The 23,284-nt window shown below is 60.9% G+C and carries 20 protein-coding genes; 6 read left to right on the forward strand and 14 right to left on the reverse strand.

The annotated features are described in order from the left end of the window. Positions 1-26 precede the first annotated feature (26 nt). The 4 genes from fsa (at position 27) to WC026_RS03340 (ending at position 4,226) form a co-directional block, all read left to right on the forward strand. Positions 27-683, forward strand: coding sequence for a fructose-6-phosphate aldolase (gene fsa / locus WC026_RS03325; protein ID WP_372709381.1), 657 nt, complete (start codon positions 27-29; stop codon positions 681-683). Between the two features lie 34 nt (positions 684-717). Continuing rightward, a complete protein-coding gene (locus tag WC026_RS03330) occupies positions 718-2,142 on the forward strand; it encodes an FAD-binding oxidoreductase (RefSeq protein ID WP_372709382.1) in 1,425 nt (474 codons plus the stop codon). Positions 2,143-2,212: 70 nt separating this feature from the next. Beyond that, positions 2,213-3,181, forward strand: a complete 969-nt coding sequence (locus tag WC026_RS03335; RefSeq protein WP_372709383.1) for a tyrosine recombinase XerC — start codon at positions 2,213-2,215, stop codon at positions 3,179-3,181. Positions 3,182-3,317: 136 nt separating this feature from the next. Further along, on the forward strand, positions 3,318-4,226 hold the full coding sequence (locus tag WC026_RS03340) for a TraB/GumN family protein (RefSeq protein ID WP_372709384.1): 909 nt from the start codon (positions 3,318-3,320) through the stop codon (positions 4,224-4,226). A gap of 41 nt (positions 4,227-4,267) precedes the next feature. On the opposite strand, the gene lpdA is transcribed toward WC026_RS03340, so the two are convergent. The 5 genes from lpdA to sucC form a co-directional block, all read right to left on the reverse strand. After that, on the reverse strand, positions 4,268-5,680 hold the full coding sequence (lpdA, locus tag WC026_RS03345; protein WP_372709385.1) for a dihydrolipoyl dehydrogenase: 1,413 nt from the start codon (positions 5,678-5,680) through the stop codon (positions 4,268-4,270). A 3-nt stretch (positions 5,681-5,683) separates the two neighbouring features. Next, positions 5,684-7,009: a 2-oxoglutarate dehydrogenase complex dihydrolipoyllysine-residue succinyltransferase gene (odhB, locus tag WC026_RS03350; RefSeq protein WP_372709386.1), complete on the reverse strand. Its 1,326-nt coding sequence runs from the start codon at positions 7,007-7,009 to the stop codon at positions 5,684-5,686. 357 nt (positions 7,010-7,366) lie between these two features. Continuing rightward, positions 7,367-10,327 (reverse strand): 2-oxoglutarate dehydrogenase E1 component, encoded by a 2,961-nt coding sequence (locus WC026_RS03355; RefSeq protein ID WP_372709387.1) that lies wholly within the window; start codon positions 10,325-10,327, stop codon positions 7,367-7,369. Between the two features lie 109 nt (positions 10,328-10,436). Then, entirely contained in the window at positions 10,437-11,336 is a 900-nt protein-coding gene (sucD, locus tag WC026_RS03360; RefSeq protein WP_372709388.1) for a succinate--CoA ligase subunit alpha, read from the reverse strand. Between the two features lie 110 nt (positions 11,337-11,446). Beyond that, positions 11,447-12,646 carry an ADP-forming succinate--CoA ligase subunit beta gene (gene sucC / locus WC026_RS03365; RefSeq protein ID WP_372709389.1) on the reverse strand — a complete coding sequence of 400 codons (1,200 nt, stop codon included), beginning with the start codon at positions 12,644-12,646 and terminating at the stop codon, positions 11,447-11,449. Positions 12,647-12,849: 203 nt separating this feature from the next. On the opposite strand from sucC, the gene WC026_RS03370 reads away from it, so the two are divergent. Beyond that, positions 12,850-13,494 (forward strand): 2OG-Fe(II) oxygenase, encoded by a 645-nt coding sequence (locus WC026_RS03370; protein ID WP_372709390.1) that lies wholly within the window; start codon positions 12,850-12,852, stop codon positions 13,492-13,494. 68 nt (positions 13,495-13,562) lie between these two features. Here WC026_RS03370 and mdh read toward each other — a convergent pair whose 3' ends face one another. Continuing rightward, on the reverse strand, positions 13,563-14,534 hold the full coding sequence (gene mdh / locus WC026_RS03375; RefSeq protein ID WP_372709391.1) for a malate dehydrogenase: 972 nt from the start codon (positions 14,532-14,534) through the stop codon (positions 13,563-13,565). A 160-nt stretch (positions 14,535-14,694) separates the two neighbouring features. Next, positions 14,695-15,798, reverse strand: coding sequence for a cell division protein ZapE (zapE, locus tag WC026_RS03380; protein ID WP_372709392.1), 1,104 nt, complete (start codon positions 15,796-15,798; stop codon positions 14,695-14,697). A 297-nt stretch (positions 15,799-16,095) separates the two neighbouring features. On the opposite strand from zapE, the gene WC026_RS03385 reads away from it, so the two are divergent. Then, positions 16,096-16,692 carry a GNAT family N-acetyltransferase gene (locus WC026_RS03385; protein ID WP_372709393.1) on the forward strand — a complete coding sequence of 199 codons (597 nt, stop codon included), beginning with the start codon at positions 16,096-16,098 and terminating at the stop codon, positions 16,690-16,692. Between the two features lie 552 nt (positions 16,693-17,244). On the opposite strand, the gene WC026_RS03390 is transcribed toward WC026_RS03385, so the two are convergent. From WC026_RS03390 to WC026_RS03420, 7 genes are all read right to left on the reverse strand, one after another. Then, the gene (locus tag WC026_RS03390) at positions 17,245-17,637 is read right to left on the reverse strand and encodes a VOC family protein (protein WP_372709394.1); all 393 of its coding nucleotides are present in this window, start codon (positions 17,635-17,637) and stop codon (positions 17,245-17,247) included. A gap of 45 nt (positions 17,638-17,682) precedes the next feature. Then, positions 17,683-18,462: a succinate dehydrogenase iron-sulfur subunit gene (locus WC026_RS03395; RefSeq protein WP_372709395.1), complete on the reverse strand. Its 780-nt coding sequence runs from the start codon at positions 18,460-18,462 to the stop codon at positions 17,683-17,685. 207 nt (positions 18,463-18,669) lie between these two features. Then, positions 18,670-19,269, reverse strand: a complete 600-nt coding sequence (locus tag WC026_RS03400; RefSeq protein WP_372709396.1) for a hypothetical protein — start codon at positions 19,267-19,269, stop codon at positions 18,670-18,672. 85 nt (positions 19,270-19,354) lie between these two features. Continuing rightward, positions 19,355-21,202: a succinate dehydrogenase flavoprotein subunit gene (sdhA, locus tag WC026_RS03405; protein WP_372709397.1), complete on the reverse strand. Its 1,848-nt coding sequence runs from the start codon at positions 21,200-21,202 to the stop codon at positions 19,355-19,357. Between the two features lie 4 nt (positions 21,203-21,206). Then, positions 21,207-21,587, reverse strand: a complete 381-nt coding sequence (gene sdhD, locus WC026_RS03410; protein ID WP_372709398.1) for a succinate dehydrogenase, hydrophobic membrane anchor protein — start codon at positions 21,585-21,587, stop codon at positions 21,207-21,209. A 2-nt stretch (positions 21,588-21,589) separates the two neighbouring features. Further along, on the reverse strand, positions 21,590-22,003 hold the full coding sequence (gene sdhC, locus WC026_RS03415) for a succinate dehydrogenase, cytochrome b556 subunit (protein ID WP_372709399.1): 414 nt from the start codon (positions 22,001-22,003) through the stop codon (positions 21,590-21,592). Positions 22,004-22,187: 184 nt separating this feature from the next. Then, entirely contained in the window at positions 22,188-23,246 is a 1,059-nt protein-coding gene (locus WC026_RS03420; RefSeq protein WP_372709400.1) for a MaoC family dehydratase, read from the reverse strand. Positions 23,247-23,284: the final 38 nt, after the last annotated feature.

Here is a 23,284-nt window from a genome sequence, read left to right on the forward strand (position 1 = left end):
GTTAAGAGACGAACCAGGAGCCTGAAATGAAATTCTTCGTCGATACCGCCGATGTGGCTGAGATCAAGGAGTTAGCCGCGACGGGCCTGCTCGACGGCGTGACGACGAACCCGACGCTGGTCGCCAAGGCCGGGCGTGATTTCAAGGATATCATCAAGGAAATTTGTGCCGTCGTACCGGGGCCGGTTTCGGCGGAGGTCGCCGCGACCGATTACCAGGGCATGATGCGCGAAGCCGAGGTGCTGAGAAAGATCGCCAAGAACGTGACGATCAAAGTGCCGCTGACAATGGACGGTCTCAAGGCGTGCAAGGTGCTGACGAGCGACGGCACGATGGTCAATGTCACGCTCTGCTTTTCGGCGAACCAGGCGTTGCTTGCGGCGAAGGCGGGCGCGACGTTCGTTTCGCCGTTCATCGGGCGGCTCGACGACATCGGATTGAACGGCATGGACGTCATTCGTGAGATCCGGACGATCTACGACAACTACCCCGATCTTTCGACCGACATTCTTGCGGCGTCGATCCGCACCGTCAATCACGTCAAGGAAGCGGCGATGATCGGGGCCGACGTCGCGACCATTCCGCCCGCCATTCTGAAGGCACTGGTCAAGCATCCGCTGACGGACGCGGGCCTGACGGCTTTCGTCAACGACTGGAAGAAGACGGGTCAGACAATCGTGTGATCGCGGCATCGGCCGCTGTTTCGGATCAACGCGCGTGGCATCGAAAATCTTTTCTACCGAATTGATTTCCCGCTTCGCCGACATCGTCGGCGCGGCGAACGCGTTGACCGGCACGGACGACAAGGCGCCTTATCTTCGCGAATGGCGGGATCGTTACACGGGAAAGACGCCGGTCGTGCTGCGCCCTCAGACGACCGATGAAGTCGCGCGCATTTTAACGCTGGCGCACGATGAAGGCATCAACATCGTTGCGCAGGGCGGCAATACGGGTCTCGTCGGCGGGCAAATTCCGTCGCTTGCCGGGGATCAGATCGTGCTGTCGCTGACGCGCATGAAGAAGGTCCGCGATGTCGATGCGGCGGGCGGCACGATGATCGTCGAAGCCGGCGTGACACTTGCCGAGGCACAAAACGCGGCCGAGGGCGCGGGACGGCTGTTCCCGCTCAGTCTCGCGTCGGAAGGCAGCGCCACGATCGGCGGCGTGCTGGCGACCAACGCGGGCGGAACCGCCGTTCTCGCTTTCGGCAACGCGCGCAATCTCGCGCTCGGTCTTGAGGCCGTTCTCGCAGACGGCCGCGTCTGGCACGGACTGCGGCGATTGAAAAAAGACAACACGGGTTATGATCTTCGTGACCTCCTGATCGGATCGGAGGGGACGCTCGGCGTTATCACGGCGGCGAGCCTGAAGCTGTTTCCCATTCCTGCGGAACGCGAGACGGCGATTGTCGCCGTCGAGTCTCCGTCAGCAGCATTGAAGCTCTTCCGGATTGCGGAAGCCGAAGCGGGAGCGTCCCTGACGGCATTTGAATTCTGGATGCATCGGGCGCAGGAGTTCGCGCTGCGTTATATGCCCAATACGCGCGATCCGTTTATCGATGCGCATCCTTGGTACGTGCTGATCGAGCTTTCGCACGGCGGCGATGGCACACGATCGGGGAGTGCGCTTGAATCGCTTTTGACCATTGCTCATGCGCAAGGGCTTGTTCGCGACGCGGCGATGGCACGGTCGCTACATCAGGCGCAGGATTTCTGGCGTTTGCGGGAAGCGTTTTCCGAAGCGCAGAAAGGCGCGGGCGGCAGCATCAAGCACGATATTTCCGTGCCGATTGCGCGCATTCCGGAATTCCTGATGCACGCGGCCGAGATCGTCGAGGCGATTGCGCCGGGCGCGCGTCCGGTGCCGTTCGGACACTTCGGCGATGGCAATCTGCATTACAACATCAGCCAGCCCGAGGGCGCAGACAAAGCGCAATTCCTGTCGCTTTGGGAGCCGATGTCGGACGCGATCTTCGAGCTTGTCTCGGAGCTTGGCGGCTCGATTTCGGCAGAGCACGGAATTGGCCAGATGAAGCGCGAGGCTCTGCGTTTGCACAAATCGCAGGTCGAACTCGACGTCATGCGCGCGATCAAGCAGGCGCTCGATCCCAAGGGCATTCTGAATCCGGGCAAATTGCTGTAACTCTTGCGTGCGTTAACGGTTTGGTAACCGTGTCGGGGAACGCTGATTTTCCGACAAGAGGGCGCTGCCGGTGACTTCACTCGACGAAATTTTGGCGACCGAGGCTGAGCTGCCACTGGGCGGCGACCTCAAGCGCGCCGTCGAAGACTGGCTGGCGCATCTCATCAACGAGCGCGGACAAAGCCCGGCGACGCGCGAAGCCTACGCGCGCGATCTCACGCAGTTCCTGGCGTTCCTGAAGACGCATCTCGGACGCGTGCCATGCCTTGGCGATCTCGGCCGCATCGATACGAAGGTCTTTCGGGCGTTCCTCGCGCATCGGCGCAAATCCGATGTCGTGTCGCGGTCGCTCGCCCGCTCGCTTTCGTCGCTCCGGACATTTTTTCGCTGGCTCGAACGCGAGGGCAAGCTGCAGAACCGCGCCGTGCTGCAAGTTGCCCTGCCGAAAATTCCACATTCGGTGCCGAAGCCGTTGACCGTCGACGGGGCCGCCGAACTCGTTACGGCGGAAAATGAAGACCGGGCCGAATGGATCGGAGCCCGCGATACGGCGGTGATGCTTTTGCTCTATGGCGCGGGGGTGCGCATCAGCGAAGCGTTGAGCCTGACGCCGAACTCGGCGCCGCTCAACGGTCGCGACGTGATGCACATCACGGGCAAGGGCGGCAAGGATCGGCTCGTCCCGGCCCTTGCGATTATTTCAGACGCCATCGCGAAGTACATGCGGCTTTGCCCGTTTCCGCTTTCCGGCGATGGGCCGCTGTTTCTCGGTGCACGCGGCGGGCCGTTGTCGCCGCGTCTGATCCAACTGGCGATGGAGCGCATGCGCCGTGATCTTGGACTGCCGGAAACGGCGACTCCGCACGCGCTTCGGCATTCGTTTGCGACGCATCTGCTTTCGGCGGGAGCGGATTTACGGCAAATTCAGGAGCTTTTGGGCCACGCCTCGCTTTCGACCACACAGGTCTATACTGAAGTCGATCGAGAGCGCCTGCTTTCCGTTTACGACCAGGCGCACCCGCGCGCGGCTCGAGGTTGAGCGTTCACCGTTTATATCTGAGTGCCCTATGACACCGAATTTTCGAACGTTTCTCTTTGTTTGTTTCAGCCTGTTCTTCGCGGGCGTTTCAACTGTTTGGGCAAACGACGCGCCGCCCCCGTGCCGCGGCACTGACATGCTGGCGGAATTGCAGACGCGGTCGCCGGACACTTACAAAACCATAATCGAAGAAAGCCGTCAGACATCAAACACCGAAGCCGTGCTGTGGAAGATCGAGAAGCCTGAAGTCGCGCCATCGTATCTGCTGGGCACGATGCATCTCTCCGATCCGCGCATTTCGCGATTGTCTACGCGGCAGCAAGATCTCATCGCGCATTCGAAATCGGTGGCACTTGAAGTTGCCGACCTGTCAGAAAAAGCCGTCGGCGACGCGATGCTGAAGGCCGGTCACCTTCTCGTTTATACGGATGGGCGCACGCTCAATTCGCAGTTGTCGGACGATGAATTCAAAGTCGTCCAGCGCATCGTCAAACAGGCCGGCATGCCGGAACAATCATCGGCTCTCATAAAGCCGTGGCTCATCAGCATGATGCTCGCGACGTCCGATTGCGAACGCAAGCAGGTGGAGTCGGGCGCCAAGGTGCTCGATTTGCAAGTCGCGCAGGAGGCGCAAAAGAACGGCCTGACGGTCAAAGGTCTGGAAACCATCGAACAGCAGCTCGAATCTCTGGCTTCGATTGCCGACGATCAGCAGATCGAGATGCTGAAGGTGGGGCTCAAGTATGCCGACCGCACCGATGATCTGATGGAATCGATCGTGCAGATGTATCTGCGGCGAGAAATCGGCGCGGCGATGCCGTTTCAATTGGCGCTGGCCGCCGAATCCGGTGTTCCGGCTTCGGCTTTCGACGGTTTCAAGACGGCGCTTCTCTCAGATCGCAACGTCAGAATGCGCGATGCCGCCGAACGCTTGCTTCAGGACGGCAGCGCTTTCATCGCCGTCGGGGCGCTGCACCTTGTCGGGCCGACCGGCCTCGTGGCGCTGCTGCGTGAGCGCGGCTACGCCGTTACGGCGGTGGAGTAAGCGCCTCGCGGCCGGGTTCGAGCCCGGCCACCGGGAACGACCTAGAGGTGGATCGCGCGTTTGCCGACGGCAAGGGCCGCTTCCTTGACGGCCTCGCTCAATGTCGGATGCGCGTGGCAGGTCCGCGCGAGGTCTTCAGCCGAGCCGCCGAATTCCATCAACACGCACGCTTCCGCGATGAGTTCGCCAGCGTTCGCGCCGATGATATGGACGCCCAGCACGCGGTCCGTCGCGACATCGGCGAGGATTTTGACGAAGCCATCCGTCATGCGGATCGATTTCGCCCGCCCATTGGCGGTGAACGGAAACTTACCGACGTTGTAGGCGATGCCGGCGGCTTTCAATTCTTCCTCGGATTTGCCGACGCTCGCGACTTCAGGCGACGTGTAGATGACGTTCGGAATGACGTCGTAGTTCACGTGCCCGGCCTGGCCGGCAATGATCTCGGCGACGGCGACACCTTCGTCCTCGGCCTTGTGCGCCAGCATCGGACCGGCGATGACGTCGCCAATTGCGAAGATGCCGGATGCGCTGGTCTGGAAATGACCGTCGGTGAGTACGCGCTTCTTCGCATCGAGCGCGACGCCCGCCTCGGCGAGGCCCAGGCCATCGGTATAAGGAACGCGCCCGACCGCAACGAGGACGACGTCGGCTTCGATTGTTTCGGCGACGCCGCCCGCGGCCGGTTCGATCTGAACACTGAGCGGTTTGCCGGAGCTCTCGGGGCCGGAAACGCCCGTGACCTTGCTTGCAAGGCGAAATGCGATGCCCTGCTTTTCGAGTAGGCGCTGGAACGCACGGGCAACCTCATTGTCGGTGCCCGGCAGGACGCGGTCTAGATATTCGACGACCAGAACGTCCGCGCCGAGGCGGCGCCAGACGGAGCCGAGTTCAAGGCCGATGACACCGGCGCCGATCACCAGCAGCTTGCGGGGAACGGACGCGAGGTCCAGCGCGCCGGTCGATGACACGACGCGTTTTTCATCGATCTCGATTCCGGGGAGGCGCGCAACGTCCGATCCGGTCGCGATGACGATCGATTTCGCTTCGAGCGTCTGCGTCTCGCCGCCGGGCGAGGTGACGGCGACCTGACCGCTTTTGACGATGCGGCCGGTCCCGAAATAGCTGTCGATCTTGTTCTTCTTCAGCAGGTAAGCGACGCCTTCGACGTTGCCTTTGACGCCTTCGCGCTTGAAGGCCTGCATCTTCGGCAGATCGAGGACGGGTGACGCATCGATGCCCATGGCGCCGAACGCGTGCTTGGCCTCATCATAAGCGTGCGAGGCGTGCAGCAGAGCTTTCGACGGGATGCAGCCGACGTTCAAGCACGTTCCGCCGTTCGTGCTGCGTTTTTCGACGACGGCGACCTTCAGACCTAGCTGCGCGGCGCGGATGGCGCAGACGTAGCCGCCAGGCCCGGTGCCGATCACGATCAAATCATAGGGTGCTGTCATTCCTCAGAGCTCCAGGATGAAGCGCTGCGGATCTTCAAGGCATTCCTTGACGCGGACAAGGAAGGTCACGGCCTCCTTACCGTCGACGATGCGGTGATCGTAGGACAGCGCAAGATACATCATCGGACGCGCCACGATCTGGCCGCCGCGCACGACCGGGCGTTCCTCGATGCGGTGCATGCCGAGAATGCCGGACTGCGGCGCGTTCAGGATCGGCGTCGACATCAGCGAGCCGTAGACACCGCCGTTCGAGATCGTGAAGGTACCGCCCTGCATGTCCTCGATCGACAGCTTGCCGTCGCGGGCGCGCTTGCCATATTCGGCGACCTTCTGCTCGATCTCGGCGAGGCTCAGCCGGTCGGCTTCACGCACGACCGGCACGACGAGACCCTTCTCGGTCCCGACCGCAACGCCGATGTGATAGTAATTCTTGTAGACGATATCCTCGTGATCGATCTCGGCGTTGACGGACGGCACGTCGCGAAGCGCCTGGATGCAAGCTTTAACAAACAGGCCCATGAAGCCGAGCTTCACGCCATGCCGTTTCTCGAACACATCCTTGTATTGCGCGCGCAGCGCCATGATGGCGCTCATGTCGACGTCATTGAACGTCGTCAGCATCGCGGCGGCGTTCTGCGCCTCTTTCAGGCGGCGCGCGATGGTCTGGCGGAGCTTCGACATCCTGACGCGTTCCTCGCGCGTCGCGTCGTTGGCGGGTGACGGCAGCCGCACGTCACGCATTACAATCGTCGTTGGCGCGCCGGGAATTGCAACAGCGTTCGGAGAGATCGGCGCGCCCGACGTATTGCGGAGCGGCGGTGGCGTGGCCGCAGGCTTCGCAGCGGCGGCGGCAACGGCGTTGATGACGTCTTCCTTCAGGATTTGTCCACGGCGCCCGGAACCATGAACATCGGAGGGTTCGAGGCCTGCTTCGGTCAGCGCCTTGAGCGCCGCCGGCGGAGGGGGCGGGGCGCTTACGCTTGCTCCGGCTTCTGAGGCTCTCGGCGCGACGCGCTCGGGCTTCAGCTGTGCCGGCGATACGGCGGGCTTTGCTGCCTCGGGGGCAGGGGCGGAGGCCGATGCTTTGCCCGCGCCCGCTTTCAAGGCGGCAAGAAGCGATCCGACGGCAACCGTCGAACCTGATTTGACGAGGATGTCGCCCAGCACGCCCGATGCCGGCGCCGGGACTTCGACTGTCACCTTATCGGTTTCAAGCTCGACCAGCGGCTCGTCGGCATTCACGGAGTCGCCGGGCTGCTTGAACCACTTGCCAACGGTCGCCTCCGTGACGCTTTCCCCAAGCGCGGGAACGCGAATCTCAATCGACATCTCAGCCCTCATACCTTTGCTTGCGATCGGCGACTCCACTTCGCGGAGCCGGCCGCCGATCGCGGTTGCTTGTCATGTTCCCAGCGCGTCAGAAATCAGCCCGGAACACCATTGCTTGCGATCGACGACTCCACTTCGCGGAGCCGGCCGCCGATCGCGGTTGCTTGTTATGTTCCCAGCGCGTCAGAAATCAGCCCGGAACACCATTGCTTGCGATCAGCGGCTCCACCTCGCGAAGCCGGCCGCCGATCGCGGTTGCTTGTCATGTTCCGAGCCAATCGGCAACGAGTCCGGAACATCATTGCTTGCGATCGGCGACTCCACTTCGCGGAGCCGGCCGCCGATCGCGGTTGCTTGTCATGCTCCGAGCGCGTCGGCGACGAGCGCGGTCTGTTCCTTGATATGCTGCGATAGGAGGCCGGTCGCGGTCGACGCGGACGCCGCCCGCCCAGCGTAACGTGGGCGGCGGTGAATATACCCCAAATGAGTCAAGACCCACTCGATATTCGCGTCCATGAAGTACCAGGCGCCCATATTCTTGGGCTCTTCCTGGCACCAGACAATTTCCGCAAATTTGAAACGACCGAGTTCCTGGATCAGAGCGCGCGCCGGGAACGGATAGAGCTGCTCGACTCGGAGCAGATAGACGTCGTCACGTCCCTGCGTGTCGCGAGCATCCAATAGGTCGTAGTAAACCTTGCCGGAACAGACGACGACACGCTTGATCTCATCGTCGGGGCGAAGCTTGAGAGAGGAGACACCGCGTTCCGCGTCGTCCCAGAGCAGGCGGTGGAAGCTCGTTCCCGGCCCGAACTCTTCAATCTTCGACGTGACGCGCTTATGCCGGAGCAGCGATTTCGGCGTCATCAAAATCAGCGGCTTGCGGAAGTTCCGGTGCAACTGACGCCGGAGAATATGGAAATAATTGGCGGGTGTCGTGCAGTTCGCGACCTGCCAGTTATCTTCGGCGCAAAGCTGCAAATAGCGTTCAAGGCGCGCGGACGAATGTTCCGGGCCCTGGCCTTCGTAGCCGTGCGGCAGAAGACAGACGAGACCGGACATGCGCAGCCACTTGCGCTCGGCCGAAGACACGAACTGGTCGAACACGACTTGCGCGCCGTTGGCGAAGTCGCCGAACTGCGCTTCCCAAAGCGTCAGCGCATTCGGCTCGGCGAGCGAGTAGCCGTATTCAAAACCGAGCACGGCTTCTTCGGAAAGCATCGAATTGACGATCTCGAAGTTCGCCTGATTGGGCGCCAGATGCTTGAGCGGCGCAAAGCGGCGATCCGTCTCCTGATCGATGAACACGGCGTGGCGCTGCGAAAATGTTCCGCGCTCACAATCCTGGCCCGATAGCCGGACGCGGAATCGCTCCATCAACAGAGAGGCGAACGCGAGGTGCTCGCCCATTGCCCAGTCAATTCCGACCCCAGCTTCGGTCATTTCGCGGCGGCGTTCGAGAAGCTTCGCAATCGTCTTGTGGATGTGGAAATCGTTGGGAATCGAGGTCAGGCGTCGGCCGAGATCCTTCAGCGTTTCAATCGGGATACCGGTGTTGCCGCGCCAATCATCGCTGTCGGACCGCGTGATGCCCGACCAACGGCCATCGAGCCAGTCCGCCTTGTTCGGCTTGTAGCCGTCGGAGACGGCGAACTCATTATCGAGATTGGCGCGAACGGAGGCTTTCATCTCATCGAACTCAGCGACCGTAACGACCTCTTCGTCGATGAGCGACTGCGAATAGATTTCGACGATGGTCGGGTGCGCCTTGATCTGCTTGTACATCGCCGGCTGCGTGAACATCGGCTCGTCGGTCTCGTTGTGACCGTGACGGCGATAGCAAAACATGTCGATGACGACTGGCTTCTGGAAGCGCTGGCGGAATTCGGTTGCAATCTTGGCGACGTGAACGACCGCTTCGGGATTATCGCCGTTGACGTGGAAGATTGGGGCTTCGATCATCAACGCGACGTCGGAACAGTAGGGCGACGAGCGCGAGTGATACGGCGCCGTCGTAAAGCCGATCTGGTTGTTGATGATGAAATGGATCGAACCCGCCGTGCGATGACCGCGCAGGCCTGAGAGGCCGAAGCATTCCGCGACGACACCCTGGCCCGCGAACGCCGCGTCACCATGGATGAGAAGCGGTAGCACCGGCGTCCGGTCGCCGCCGGAACAGCCTTGCTGATCCTGCTTCGCGCGCACTTTCCCGAGCACCACCGGGTCGACGATTTCGAGATGCGACGGGTTCGCCGTCAGCGAAAGATGCACACCGTTGCCGTCGAACATGCGATCCGAGGAGGCGCCGAGGTGGTATTTGACGTCGCCGGAACCTTCGACATCGTCAGGCTTGAATGAGCCGCCCTTGAACTCCTTGAAAATCGCGCGCAGCGGCTTCGCCATGACGTTGGCCAGCACGTTGAGGCGGCCGCGGTGCGCCATGCCCAGCGCGATTTCCCTGACGCCAAGATGGCCGCCACGCTTGATGATCTGCTCGAGCGCCGGGATCATCGATTCCGAGCCTTCAAGGCCGAAGCGCTTCGTGCCGGTATATTTCAGATCACAGAATTTCTCGAAGGTCTCGGTTTCGATGAGCTTCCGCAGAATCGCCTTGCGGCCTTCCGGCGTGAAGCTGATGTCCTTTTCCGGGCCTTCGATCCGTTCCTGAATCCAGCTCTTCTGCGCCGGATCCGTGATGTGCATGAACTGGAATCCGATCTGGCGGCAATACGTGCGGCGCAGGATCGTCACGATCTGGCGCATCGTCGCCGTTTCGAGACCCATCACGCGATCGATGAAAATCGGGCGGTCGAGATCGGCTTCGGTGAAGCCATACGTCTCGGGCAGCAACTCGCGATGGACGCGGCGATCCGCGATGCCGAGGGGATCGAGGTCGGCGGCCAGATGCCCGATCACGCGATAGGCGCGGATCAGCATCAGGGCGCGGATCGAATCCTGCGTCGCGCGCAGCGAGGCGGCCGGCGACATCTCGAAGCCCGAGATCTGCGCGCGCCGCTCGATCTTGTCGCGAATGGTGCGTTCCGCCGCGCCGTAGTCGCCGGTCAACGCGCCGACCAGATCGTGATCGGTGGCCGTCTCGTTCAGCAGCGCTTCGAGCGGCGGGGCCCAGGCCGGGCCGCCGGCAACGGATTGCCCCGCGGCCGGCTCCTTGATGCTGTCGAAAAACAATCGCCATTCGTCACTGACGGCGCCGGGATTGCGTTCGTATTCGGCCTGCATGTCTTCGATGTAGGGGGCATTGGCGGCGCTCAAGAACGAGGTGCGGAGAAACGCTTCGTTCTGGCCATTTCGTGACATCTGATTCGTCCTTTTGAGGCTTGGTTGCCTATCGAGGGCTCTGGATGACGCGCACGGTCGAGATCAAGAAATCGCTGCCGATCGGTTCGGCCATGTGCTGAGTGAGATCTTACGCTCGCAAGATTTCAATAAGTGTACGCCCGAGGGCGGCGGGGCTCGGTGAAATGGCGACGCCTGCGGCTTGCATCGCCGCCAGCTTGTCTTCCGCCTTGCCCTTGCCGCCGGAGATGATGGCGCCCGCGTGTCCCATGCGCCGTCCGGGCGGCGCGGTCACGCCGGCGATAAACCCGGCCATCGGCTTCTTCCGGCCCTTGCGGGCTTCGCGTATCAGAAACTCCGCTGCATCTTCTTCGGCGGAGCCGCCGATTTCGCCGATCATGATGATCGATTGTGTTTCCTTGTCGGACAGGAAAAGGTCGAGGACATCGATGAACTCGGTGCCTTTCACCGGGTCGCCGCCGATGCCGACAGCGGTCGTCTGGCCGAGGCCGACATCGGTCGTCTGCTTCACTGCCTCATATGTGAGGGTTCCGGACCGCGATACAATGCCGACGCTGCCATGCTTGAAGATGTTTCCCGGCATGATGCCGATCTTGCATTGACCGGGTGTCAGGATGCCGGGACAGTTCGGTCCGACAAGCCGCGACTTCGATCCGTCGAGCGCGCGCTTGACGCGCACCATGTCCATCACCGGAATGCCCTCGGTGATGCAGACGATCAGCGGGACTTCGGCATCGATGGCTTCGAGGATCGCGTCGGCCGCGAATGGGGGCGGCACATAGATCGACGACGCCGTGGCGCCTGTCGTTGCGATGGCTTCCGCCACGCTGTCGAAGAGCGGCACGTCGGCAAGCTCGGCATCGGGGTGCTTGGTGCCCCCTTTGCCGGGCGTTACGCCGCCGACGATCTTCGTTCCGTAAGCTCGCGCCTGCTTGGTGTGAAACGTTCCCTGGCTGCCTGTTATGCCCTGGCAGATGACCTTTGTTGTCTTGTCGACCAGAATTGACATTCCATCCCCGCATTGACCGCATTTCATGGCGCGGAATGTCGCTCATCTTTTGCGGTGCAGCAAGACCAACTATCGTGCCAATGCCAGATATTTCCGCAGTTCGGCGAAGATCAGGCCACCTGTTTCAGCTCGTCGGTAATTTTTTTGGCAGCGTCGGCCAGATCGTCGGCGGGAATGATCTTCAGACCGGACTCTTTCAGGATTTTCTTACCAAGATCGACGTTCGTGCCTTCGAGGCGCACGACGAGGGGCACCTTGATGTCCATTTCGCGGGCCGCCGCGATGACGCCTTCAGCGATAATGTCACAACGCATGATGCCGCCGAAGATGTTGACCAGGATGCCCTTCACGGACGGATCGGCGAGGATGATCTTGAAGGCTTCGCGCACCTTTTCCTTGGATGCGCCGCCGCCGACGTCGAGGAAGTTCGCCGGCTCGGCGCCATAGAGCTTGATGATGTCCATGGTCGCCATCGCGAGGCCGGCGCCGTTGACGAGGCAGCCGATGTTGCCGTCGAGCTTGACGAGCGCGAGATCGTGCTTCGAGGCTTCGATCTCCGTCGGGTCTTCTTCGCCCACATCCCGCAGCTCGACGATTTCGGGATGCCGATAAAGCGCATTGGAATCGAAGTTCATCTTGCCGTCGAGGCAAATGAGCTTTCCGTCTTTCGTGACGACCAGCGGATTGATCTCGAGCAGGCTCATGTCCTTCTCGACGACCATGCGATAAAGGTTTTCGACGAGCTTGCCCGCCGCCTTCACCTGATCTCCCTTGAGACCCAGCGCGAAGGCGACCTTGCGGCCGTGGAACGGCTGATAGCCGGTTGCCGGATCGATTGTCAGAGTGTGAATTTTTTCCGGCGTCTCGTGCGCGACGTCCTCGATGTTCATGCCGCCCGCTTGGCTGACGATGAAAGCGACACGCGAGGATGCGCGATCTACGAGCGCGGAGAGATAAAGCTCGCGCTCAATCGCGGAACCGTCCTCGATATAGAGACGATTGACGATGCGTCCGGCGCGTCCGGTCTGAACAGTCACCAGCGTTTTACCCAGCATCTGCTCGGCGAATTCCTTCACCTCGTCGATCGACTTGGCGAGGCGAACGCCGCCCTTGTCGCCCGCCGACGGTTCGAGGAATTTTCCCTTGCCGCGTCCTCCAGCGTGGATTTGCGCCTTGACGACCCACACCGGTCCCGGAAGTTTTTTTGCCGCTTCAACGGCCTCGGCGACAGAAAAGGCCGCGAAACCGTTCGGCGTCGGCACCTCGTAGGCGCGGTAAAGCTCTTTGGCCTGATATTCGTGGATGTTCATGCTTGGACTCCGTTTCGCGGTATATCGTGAAAAGTCAGCACGCACATTTTACCGCACATGCCGTCATTAGGCCGTTTTTCAGGCCGGTGAAATCGATGTTGGCGCCTCGTCCCTGAATTTCCGGAGCGGCGCCCTTTGCGGCGTGTTTTGCGCCCCCGTGAATTCAGTTTGGAAAATGGGATGGTCGGCAACGGGAGATATTCATGTCTCAGGAATTTGCATGCATCGACATCGATAGCTTGAAATCCGCGCGGACCGGGCGCGACCCATATAATTTCCTCACCGGCGAGAACTTCATCCAACCGCAGGCCGTCAAGCCCTTGAAGGCCGACTATCCCGATCTCAGAGAGCCCGGTTTTTTCACCGAAGCCGATGTTGGCAGTCGCTCCCACGGCGCGTTTGCAAAGCTGCTCGACGATCTGAAAAGCCCCGAGGTTTCGGCGATTGTCTCCGAAAAGCTCGATATCGATCTCGTCGACAAGCCGAAGATGATCACAATCCGAAAGATCTCGCAGGCTAAAGACGGCCGCATTCACACCGACGGTGAAGCCAAGATCGCGACGATGCTCACCTACCTCAACGACAAATGGGACGGCACCGCTGCCGGATGCCTGCGCGTTCTGCGCAATGGCAAGGACTTCGAAGACTACGTTGAGCAGATCAGCCCTCTGACCGGAACGGTGTTCGCGTTCCGCCGATCCGACTGTTCCTGGCATGGCCATACGCCTTTCGTCGGCGAGCGCCGCGTCGTGCAGATGACGTGGCTTCGCAGTGAAGAAGATGTTGCCCGGAAGGAAAGGCGCGGGGCCCTGTCCCACGCTCTGAAGAAGGTCTTTCATTTCGGCTGAAGCGCGCGCCGGCGCGTTTACGCGACAATGCCTGGAGCGGATCGCGTGCACGGCGCGCGTCCGCCTCCTCAGCTTGCGAGCGCCGGGCTGATTTTCTTGCAGGCTTCGATCAAACCCTGAACGGATGCGACGGACTTATCGAACATCGCTTTTTCGTTGTCGTCGAGTGCGAACTCGATGACCTTCTCGATGCCGCCTGCGCCGATAATCGCGGAGACGCCGACATAGGTGTCCTTGATGCCGTATTCGCCGTCGAGATGGGCCGCGCACGGCAGCATCCGCTTTTTGTCCCTGAGATAGCTCTCGGCCATCGCGATCGCCGACGCAGCCGGCGCATAGAACGCCGAGCCCGTCCCTAGCAGCGCAACGATCTCGCCGCCGCCGCCGCGCGTGCGCTTGATCATCGCGTCGAGCTGTTCCTGGCTGAAGAAACCGAGCTTCACGCAATCGGGGAGGGGGACGCCACCGATTGTCGAATAGCGCACCAGCGGCACCATGTCGTCGCCGTGTCCGCCGAGCGTCAAAGCCCGAACATCCTCGATCGACACGCCGGCCGCCTCGGCGAGGAAGCAGGTGAAGCGGGCGCTATCGAGCACGCCCGCCATGCCGACCACCTTGCTGGCCGGAAGGCCGGTGAATTTTCTCAACGCCCACACCATCGCGTCGAGCGGGTTCGTGATGCAGATGACGAAGGCGTTCGGCGCGTGCTGCGCAATGGCGGAGCCAACCTGCTCCATCACCTTCAGATTGATGCCGAGGAGGTCGTCGCGGCTCATTCCCGGCTTTCGCGGAACGCCCGCCGTCACGATGCAGACATCGGCTCCGGCAATCGCCGCATAGCCATCGGGTCCAGCGCCCGACAGCTTGGCGTCATAGCCTTCGACGGCGGCGGCCTGCGCAAGATCGAGGGCTTTGCCTTTCGCGACACCTTCGATGATGTCGGTCATCACGATGTCGCCGAGTTCCTTGAGGCCGGCGAGCAGCGCCAAGGTGCCGCCAATCTGTCCTGAGCCGATCAATGCGATTTTGGCGCGCGCCATTCGTGCTACCCCCAAGGAATTTTAACCAGTTGCCTATGCGGGCGAACATTCCGCCCTCCGGCCTAATCAAGTTCGTTGGCGGCTCAAAGGCAAGCCGCAACTTTGGTATGAACCCTTTGCTGGCAAACCTACGACAATCACATGTCGTCGGTGCTTGTCTTCAGTGCCGGGCCCGGCCACCCGAATGACCGGCAAGATAGGCCTCCGAGCGCATTTCGGTCAGACGCGAGGCGGTACGTTGGAAGGCCTCCGATCCGCTGCCTTCAGGATAGAGGGCGGCCGGTTCGGCGGCGGCGGACGCAATAAGGCAGATGCGGCCATCATAAAGCGCGTCGACCAGATTGATGAAGCGGCGCGCCACGTCGCGGCGGTCCGGCGTCAAAACCGGGATGTCGTCAATGATAACCGTGTGAAAGGCGTGGGCGATGTGCAGATAATCGTTGGCGCCGAGCGGCCGATTGCAAAGTTCGTCGAAGCTGAAGCGGGCAACGCCTACGGACGCGAGCGGCACGACGAGCTTGCGACCCTTGACCTCAAGCGTCTGAGATTTGCCCGGATGTTTGCCCGTGAGGCGGTCCCAGTGCGCATCGAGCGCGGCGCGCGCGGCCGCATCGGCGGGGTAAAAATAAAGCTGCGCGCCGGACAGCTTGTCGAGCCGGAAATCCTTCTCGGATTGCAACGCGAAGACATCCATATTTGCGCTAATAAGATCGATGAACGGCAGAAAGAGCTGGCGGTTGAGGCCGTTTTTGTAAAGCTCCGATGGCCGAGCATTCGATGTCGCCACCACTGTTACGCCAGCCGCGAACAGGTTCTCAAACAACCGACCGAGTATCATCGCGTCGGCGATGTCGGAGACATGCATTTCGTCGAAGCACAAAAGCCGAGCCTCGCGTGCAATGGCGCTCGCAACATGCGGGATGGGATCGCCGGGCGTGTTCTCGCGCGCCGCGCCGATCCGATCATGCACGTCGGCCATGAATTCGTGAAAGTGCGCGCGCCGCTTCGGTTCGAATTCCGTTCTTTCGAAAAACAGATCCATCAGCATCGTCTTGCCACGGCCGACGGCGCCCCAAATGTAAAGTCCCTTCGGGGCTGCCGAGGACTTCCCCAGCAGGCGCGAGAAAAGACCTCGGTGGTGGTGACTCGCGACGAGATCCGATTGCAATGCGTCGAGCCGGGCCGCGAGCGAAGCCTGCGCCGGATCGGGCTCGATCTCATGCTCCGCCAAACGTTCCCGGTAACCGTCGATGATCGTGCCCATGCGCCCCGCCCAAACTGCAATGCCTCGGTAGTCGGGATGGAGCTCGGCACGCAATAACGCGAGGGCGCGGCTGGTCTCCCCGGTGCGCGACCGAATGTCACCTATGGGTCGATTGGGGATACCCCACCCCGGGAAAAGAGCCGCTCGCTGAGCTTTTCTGACATCCGTCGGCCGAAAATGCACTACTGCGTTGCAGCAAAGACTTGTTGCTTCGCACAAATTAAGCATCATTTCCTTTTATATTACGAGGACTTGGCGCCCCGGCGGCGGTAGGCCCCAGACTACGAGAGGCTAGTCATGCTTGATGAAGCTCACGTCGAAGACGACGCGCATTTCGGATTTATTCGGCGGCTCCTGGCGAGCGAAAGCTATCTGTTCAGGGATCACCTGCAGCGTCTCGACGGTGACGCGCGTCACCGGCGGTTCGGACATGACGTCTCGGATGCTTTCGTCGAGACCTATGCGGCGCACGCCAGCGATTTCGGAAACGTGACGTTTGGCTATTTCGTCGACGGGGTCGTGCGCGGCGTCGCTGAATTGCGTCCGGGGACGTTGATGCGCAATGCGAATGCCGAAGTCGCATTCTCCGTCGAAAGAGCATTCGCCAATCGCGGTATCGCGACGCAATTGATGGGACGCGTCATCCGGACGGCGCGCAATCGCGGCTACAGCCACCTCACACTCGTCTGTATGCCGAACAATGCCAAGATGCAGGCGATCGCGCGCCACTATGGTGCGGACCTCAAGATCGAAGATGGATCCATCTTCGCCGACATCGTTCCCAATCGCGCCGACTACGGATCTCTCGTCGCCGACATGATTGATGAGCCGATGGCCTATCTGCACGCCGCGCTCGACATGCAGACGCGCATCAGAGGATCGCAAGAAATCTGATCGGTTTGACGACTAATGAATGGCGAGAAATACGAATCAGGATTCGAAATTGGGAATCGAAATCAGCGGGAATTCGCATCTCTCAATCTTCGGAAAGGCCAATAGGGCGGCGAAAATAAGAAAAATTGCGACATTTACGCAACAATTTGCGTTAATAAACTCCTTTTTATGCGATATATCAAACTTCTCTGTCTACAAACTTCGCGAATTTGCTCATGTTTGTTGAGTTCGAGCTGATTCGAACTCTAGAGGGAGACTAATCCTATGGCTAAAGCAGCAAAGAAGGCACCTGCGAAGAGAAAGAAGCCCGTCGCGAAGAAAGCCGCGAAGAAGACGGTGCGCAAGGCAGTGAAGAAGACCGCGAAGCGGAAAGCCGCCTAATTCGGTTTGCAACTCCCGGGTTCCGGATTGGGCATTCGAACTTGGGAGTGAACCGATTACCGGCACTTCGGTGTCAATACTTTTTAAATGGTCGGAGACAGCGATTAGCGTCACCGGCCATTTCTCTTTTCAGAGCCGCTTTCGCATAAAATCCGAGGCTTAAAGCGCGGCTTATTCGGGCAAATGGGTCACGGCTTCGATATTGTGGCCGTCCGGATCGAGAACGAAAGCGCCGTAATAATTCTCATGATAGTGCGGCCTGAGGCCGGGCGGACCGTTGTCACGGCCGCCCGCGGCGAGCGCGGCTTCGTAAAAAGCCTGCACCTGCTCGCGGCTGGTGGCGGCGAACGCCACGTGCAGCCGGCCTTTTAGCGGTGAACCGGTGCCGATCCAGAACTGCGGCCGCTGACGTCCAAATCCGGCGTAACCGTCGGAGCCATCCTCCGACAAACTGACTTCCTTCAGCATCGCGATCCCGAGCGGGGCCAGTGACTGCTTATAGAATGCGACGGAACGCGCGTAATCGGCGATGGGAAAGCCGATGTGATCGAGGATGTCCTGCATAGCATGACCCTTTCTGAGATCCGGCGCGCGAAGTATTCCGCCGCCTCAGACGCGGCGCTCGACCATCAGTTTTTTCAATTCCGCGATTGCTTTCGCAGGCGACAACCCTTTCGGGCACGCCTTGGCGCAATTCATGATGGTGTGGCAGCGATAGAGACGGAATGGATCTTCGAGATTATCGAGCCGCTCACCCGTCGCTTCGTCACGGCTGTCGATGACCCAGCGATAGGCCTGCAGCAGGATTGCGGGACCGAGGTAGCGATCGGAATTCCACCAGTAGCTTGGACATGACGTCGAGCAGCATGCACACAGAATGCATTCGTACAGACCGTCGAGCTTGCTGCGGTCGTCGCGCGACTGCTTCCATTCCGTCGGCGGCGTCGCGGTGTCGGTTTTGAGCCAAGGTTCGATCGAACGGTGCTGGGCATAGAAGTTGGTCAAATCCGGCACCAGGTCTTTCACGACCTCAAGGTGGGGGAGCGGATAGATCTTCACCGGCCCTTTGACATCGTCCATGCCCTTGAGGCAGGCGAGCGTGTTCGTGCCGTCGATGTTCATCGCGCAGGACCCGCAGATGCCCTCGCGGCACGAGCGGCGGAACGTCAGCGTCGGATCGATCTCGTTCTTAATCTTGATCAGGGCGTCGAGCACCATCGGCCCGCACTGCTTTTTATCGATCTGATACGTATCGATGTGGGGATTTTCGCTATCGTCCGGATTCCAGCGATAAATGCGAAACTCTTTCCAGTCGCCTTCGTGGTCGGGCTGGTTCCACGTTTTGCCGCGCGTGAGCTTGGAATTTTTCGGAAGTGTGAGCTGAACCATGTGATTGCCGGGTGACCCCGCGTGCGAGAAAAGACCGGCAAGACAGAAGCCCCTATCGGGCAGCTCTGTCAACGGCAGCCCTCGTCGCGGGATGCCGTTCTTTGGTCCCTAGAGCCTTTCCGCCTTTCGTTGAATCGCGGATGGCTCCAGGTTTTTGTTTTCTCGTACTTCTTATCGGCAAACCGATACTCACTTTCCGGAAGCACTCTAGGCAGGCTTTTGATAGGTTTTTAACTCACGCACCAAGTCTACCAGACGTTCGGCGATGCCGGCGCCGGTATCGACGGCGGCGCGCAGCGTCACGCGCGTCTGAAGCACGGTGTTAAGACGATCCTGCTGCTCTCCGAATGCAAAGAAGATCTCTTCCGGCGCGTCGATGTCGCCGTCTTCGATCGCGGTCATCACGTCGAATGCGTTCTGGGCGGCAAGAACGAGCATCGACGCGATGTCGTTCATGAGTTGCAGGTAGAGCCGCTGTGCGTCGGCCCGGATGCGCTGGCCGTGCACGCCGAACTTCAACGGAGCCGAAGCCTGTCCGCCTTCGCCCGCAAAGACGCGCGGATGACGCTGGAAGCGGCGGAAAATCTCAGCGAGGCCAAGGCAGCACGTTTCGAGATCGCGGAGTGAAGCCGAGGTCTTGCGTTTTGTGCGCGTGCGCGCGGCGAGCTTTCCCTCGCCCGACCAATTGATCGCGGCGATCGAGGTTATCGCTCCCAACGCCGCAAGGGCCGGCAGCACGGCCGCGAACGGATCGGGCGGCATGCGTGTGTCGGCTTCGTCGGCTGGTTCTGATGTGGACTTGCTCAATGGATGCGGCTCCTCAAGGCGCCACACCATACCGCGTCTTCATGGCGACGCGCTATTTCTACCCACCGCACGCATAACGAGACGATCAATAAACGCGGGCTTTCGGTTCGATGTACTTGACTTCGTTCGTCATCGTCCGGGTGTGGACCGGCCGCTCGTCGAGCTTCACCGACTTCGCGTCATAGTCGACCCAGGCGAGCGTGTGCTTCATCCAATTGACGTCGTCGCGCTTGGGATAGTCTTCCCGCGCGTGCGCGCCACGGCTTTCCTTGCGGTTTTCCGCGCCCGTAACCGTCACGGCGGCCTGAGCGATCAGGTTGTCGAACTCGAGCGTTTCGACGAGATCCGAATTCCAGATGAGCGAGCGATCGGTGACGGAAATGTCGGCCGCGTCGCGCCAGACGGCCGCGATTTTTTCGACGCCTTCCTTCAGCACCGGACCGTCGCGGAAGACGGCGCAGTTCGCTTGCATGATCTTCTGCATACGCAAACGCAATGCCGAGGTCGGCGTCGAGCCTTTCGCGTACCGGAAGCGGTCGAAGCGTGCGAGAATCTTGTCGTCCGTATCCTTCGGCAATTCCGGCTGCATCGCGCCGGACTCGATGGTTTCGGCGCAGCGCAGACCGGCGGCGCGACCGAAGACGACGAGGTCGATGAGGGAATTCGAGCCGAGGCGGTTGGCGCCGTGCACCGAAACGCACGCGGCCTCACCGATCGCCATCAATCCGGGGACGACGTGATCGGGATTGCCGTCTTTCTTGGTCAGAACCTCGCCGTGATAGTTCGTCGGGATACCGCCCATGTTGTAATGGACCGTCGGAAGCACGGGGATCGGCTGACGGCGTAGATCGACACCGGCGAAGACCTTGGCGCTTTCGGTGATGCCCGGCAGACGCTCGGCCAGGATCTTAGGATCGAGATGGTCGAGGTGCAGGAAGATATGATCGCCTTCGGCACCGACGCCGCGGCCTTCGCGGATTTCGACCGTCATCGAGCGCGAGACGACGTCGCGAGACGCCAGATCCTTGGCGTGCGGCGCGTAACGCTCCATGAAGCGCTCGCCCTTGGAGTTCGTCAGATAGCCGCCTTCGCCGCGCGCGCCTTCCGTGATCAGAACACCAGCGCCGTAGATGCCGGTCGGGTGGAACTGCACGAATTCCATGTCCTGGAGCGGCAGTCCGGCGCGGAGCACCATGGCATTGCCGTCACCCGTGCAGGTGTGCGCCGACGTGCATGAGAAATATGTGCGTCCGTAGCCGCCGGTCGCCAGGATCGTTTTTTTGGAGCGGAAACGGTGCAGCGTGCCGTCTTCGAGGTTCAGCGCGATAATGCCCCGGCAGGCGCCGTCGCGGTCCATGATGAGATCGAGCGCGAAATATTCGACGAAGAATTCCGCCGCGTGACGGAGCGATTGGCCATAGAGCGTGTGCAGCATCGCGTGGCCGGTTCTGTCGGCGGCGGCGCAAGTCCGTTGCGCGGGCGGGCCTTCGCCGAAGTCGGTCGTCATGCCGCCGAAGGGGCGCTGATAAATCTTACCGTCCTCGGTGCGCGAGAAGGGAACACCGTAGTGTTCGAGCTCGTAGACGGCGGCCGGAGCATGGCGACACAGATATTCAATCGCGTCCTGGTCTCCGAGCCAGTCAGAGCCCTTGACAGTATCGTACATGTGCCAGCGCCAATCGTCCGGCCCCATGTTTCCGAGGGCCGCCGCGACGCCGCCCTGGGCAGCCACGGTGTGGGAGCGCGTCGGAAAAACTTTCGTGACGCAGGCGGTCTTGAGACCTGCTTCGGCGCAACCGAGGGTAGCGCGCAGACCTGCGCCGCCAGCTCCGACCACGACGACATCATATTGATGATCGACAATCGGGTATGCCTTGCCGCCAACGGCCGGTGCAGCCGCCGCTCCGTTCGCCTTGCTGTTCGTGTTCGCCATGTCTCTATGCCCCGAAGCTCAGCTTCAGCACGGAGAAGATGCTGACGAGCGCAACGACGATTGTGAAAAACGTATTGATCATGAGCGCGACGATCTTCAGGCCTTCGCCGTGAACATAGTCTTCGATGATCGTCTGCATGCCCAGGCGCATGTGGATCGTACCGGACAGCACCAGGGCGAGCAGGCCCAGCGCGACGAGCGGATTAGCCAGCCGATGCTTGACGGTCGTATAATCGGCACCCGTCAATGACACGACGAGCCAGACAAGAAAGATGGCAAGGACGACATTCGCGACGGCCGTGACGCGCTGCTTCCAGAAGTGATCGGCGCCTTCTTTCGCAGAGCCAAGATATCTTGCTGTTTTGAGGGGCGTTCGCATCGCCATGATCAAAGCCCTCCCGAAACGGCAACGCCGATCCAGATCAACGCCGTCAAGACAAGAGATCCGGCCAACGTTCCCCAGGACAGGAGATCGACGGTTTTGAGATCGTAGCCGCGCCCGGTGTCCCAGATGAAATGCCGGAGGCCGCCGAGAAGATGGTGCATCAGCGCCCAGGTATACCCGAGCAGGACGATCTTTCCCGGCCAGGACCCGAGCAATCCGGCGACGTAATCGTAATAGTCCGGTCCCGCCGCCGCCGCGAACAACCACCAGGCCAGCAGCAGCGAGCCGACATACAGCGCCGCGCCGGTAATGCGATGCACGATCGACATCATCATGTTGATCAGCGGCGAATAGATCTGGATGTGGGGAGACAGCGGCCGCTCCGGTCGCGCGCTCCGCCCTGAGGTGGCTTGCATCGGATACCTTTTTATCTTGGAGCAGCGTTTTAGCGTCTCGCAGGCCACGCGGCAATTCGCCAAATGCCACATAACGGGAAGTCGAAGCGGAGAACCACCGACGACGGACCTCTCCCGCGCATTCGAGCCCGTGGCGCTGCCAAGATACAACGCTGTTAGCGAAAGCCGCGAGCAGCCGGTCCAATCAGCGCGGCAGGATCAGCCACGTGTCGAGGTCGAGCACGACGCCTTCGGCATATTCGCCGGTTTCGGTCTTCAACGGTAGCGCCGAACAGTCCTGATTCTTGACGCCGACCATGCGGACGCGCAGCGCGCCGATGTCCTTGCGTTCGGGAATCTCCGCCTTTTCAAGGATCTCCGACCACGCATAGATCGTATCGCCCGCGAACGTCGGGGCGACGTGACGGCCACCGTTGATCGCCGCCAGATGGAACGCGTTGCCGAGGCCATTATACGAAAGTGCACGCACGAGCGAGATAACGACGCCGCCGTAGACGATGCGCTTGCCGAACCGGCCCTTAGCCTCGGTGTGCTGATTGAAATGAACCTTCGCGGTGTTCTGATAGAGGCGTGTCGCGGTCTGATGCTCGGCTTCCTCGAGCGTCATGCCGTCGACGTGATCGATTTTCTCGCCAGCACTGTAATCGCCCCAGCGATGCGGCGATCCCGCAAGCGCGAAATCATACTTCGCGACGTCGAGCGCGGGGACGGCACCTGCGATGTCCTTCGGATCGACGCGGTCCGGTAGCTTCGGAACCACGGATTCCGGCGCGGGTGTTCCCTTCGTGCGCTTCCTGACCATCACCCAGCGGCAATATTCGAGGACGACCTGTCCGTCCTGATTGCGTCCGGTGGAGCGCACGTAGACGGTGCCAGTTTCGCCGTTGGAATTTTCCTTGAGTCCGATGACTTCCGACGTCGAGGTGAGCGTGTCGCCCGGGTAGACGGCCTTCAGAAACCGGCAATCGGCGTAGCCGAGGTTGGCGATGGCGTTGAGCGAGATATCCGGCGTCGTCTTTCCGAAAACGACGTGGAAGGTCAGCAGGTCGTCGAGCGGCGCTTTCGGATAGCCGATCGCCTTGGCGAAGGTGTCGGCCGACTGGACCGCAAAGCGTGAGCCATAGAGCGCCGTGTACAGCGCAACATCGCCGACGGTGACGGTGCGCGGCGTCGCGTGGTGAATGATCTGACCGAAGCGGAAATCCTCGAAGAAATTGCCTGCGTTGGTTTTCGTATCCGCCATCGATCTCGCCTTCGTTGCCGCTGGTTGTTGTGGTTCTT

Source organism: Hyphomicrobium sp. (genome assembly GCF_041674905.1).
Classification (GTDB): domain Bacteria; phylum Pseudomonadota; class Alphaproteobacteria; order Rhizobiales; family Hyphomicrobiaceae; genus Hyphomicrobium_B.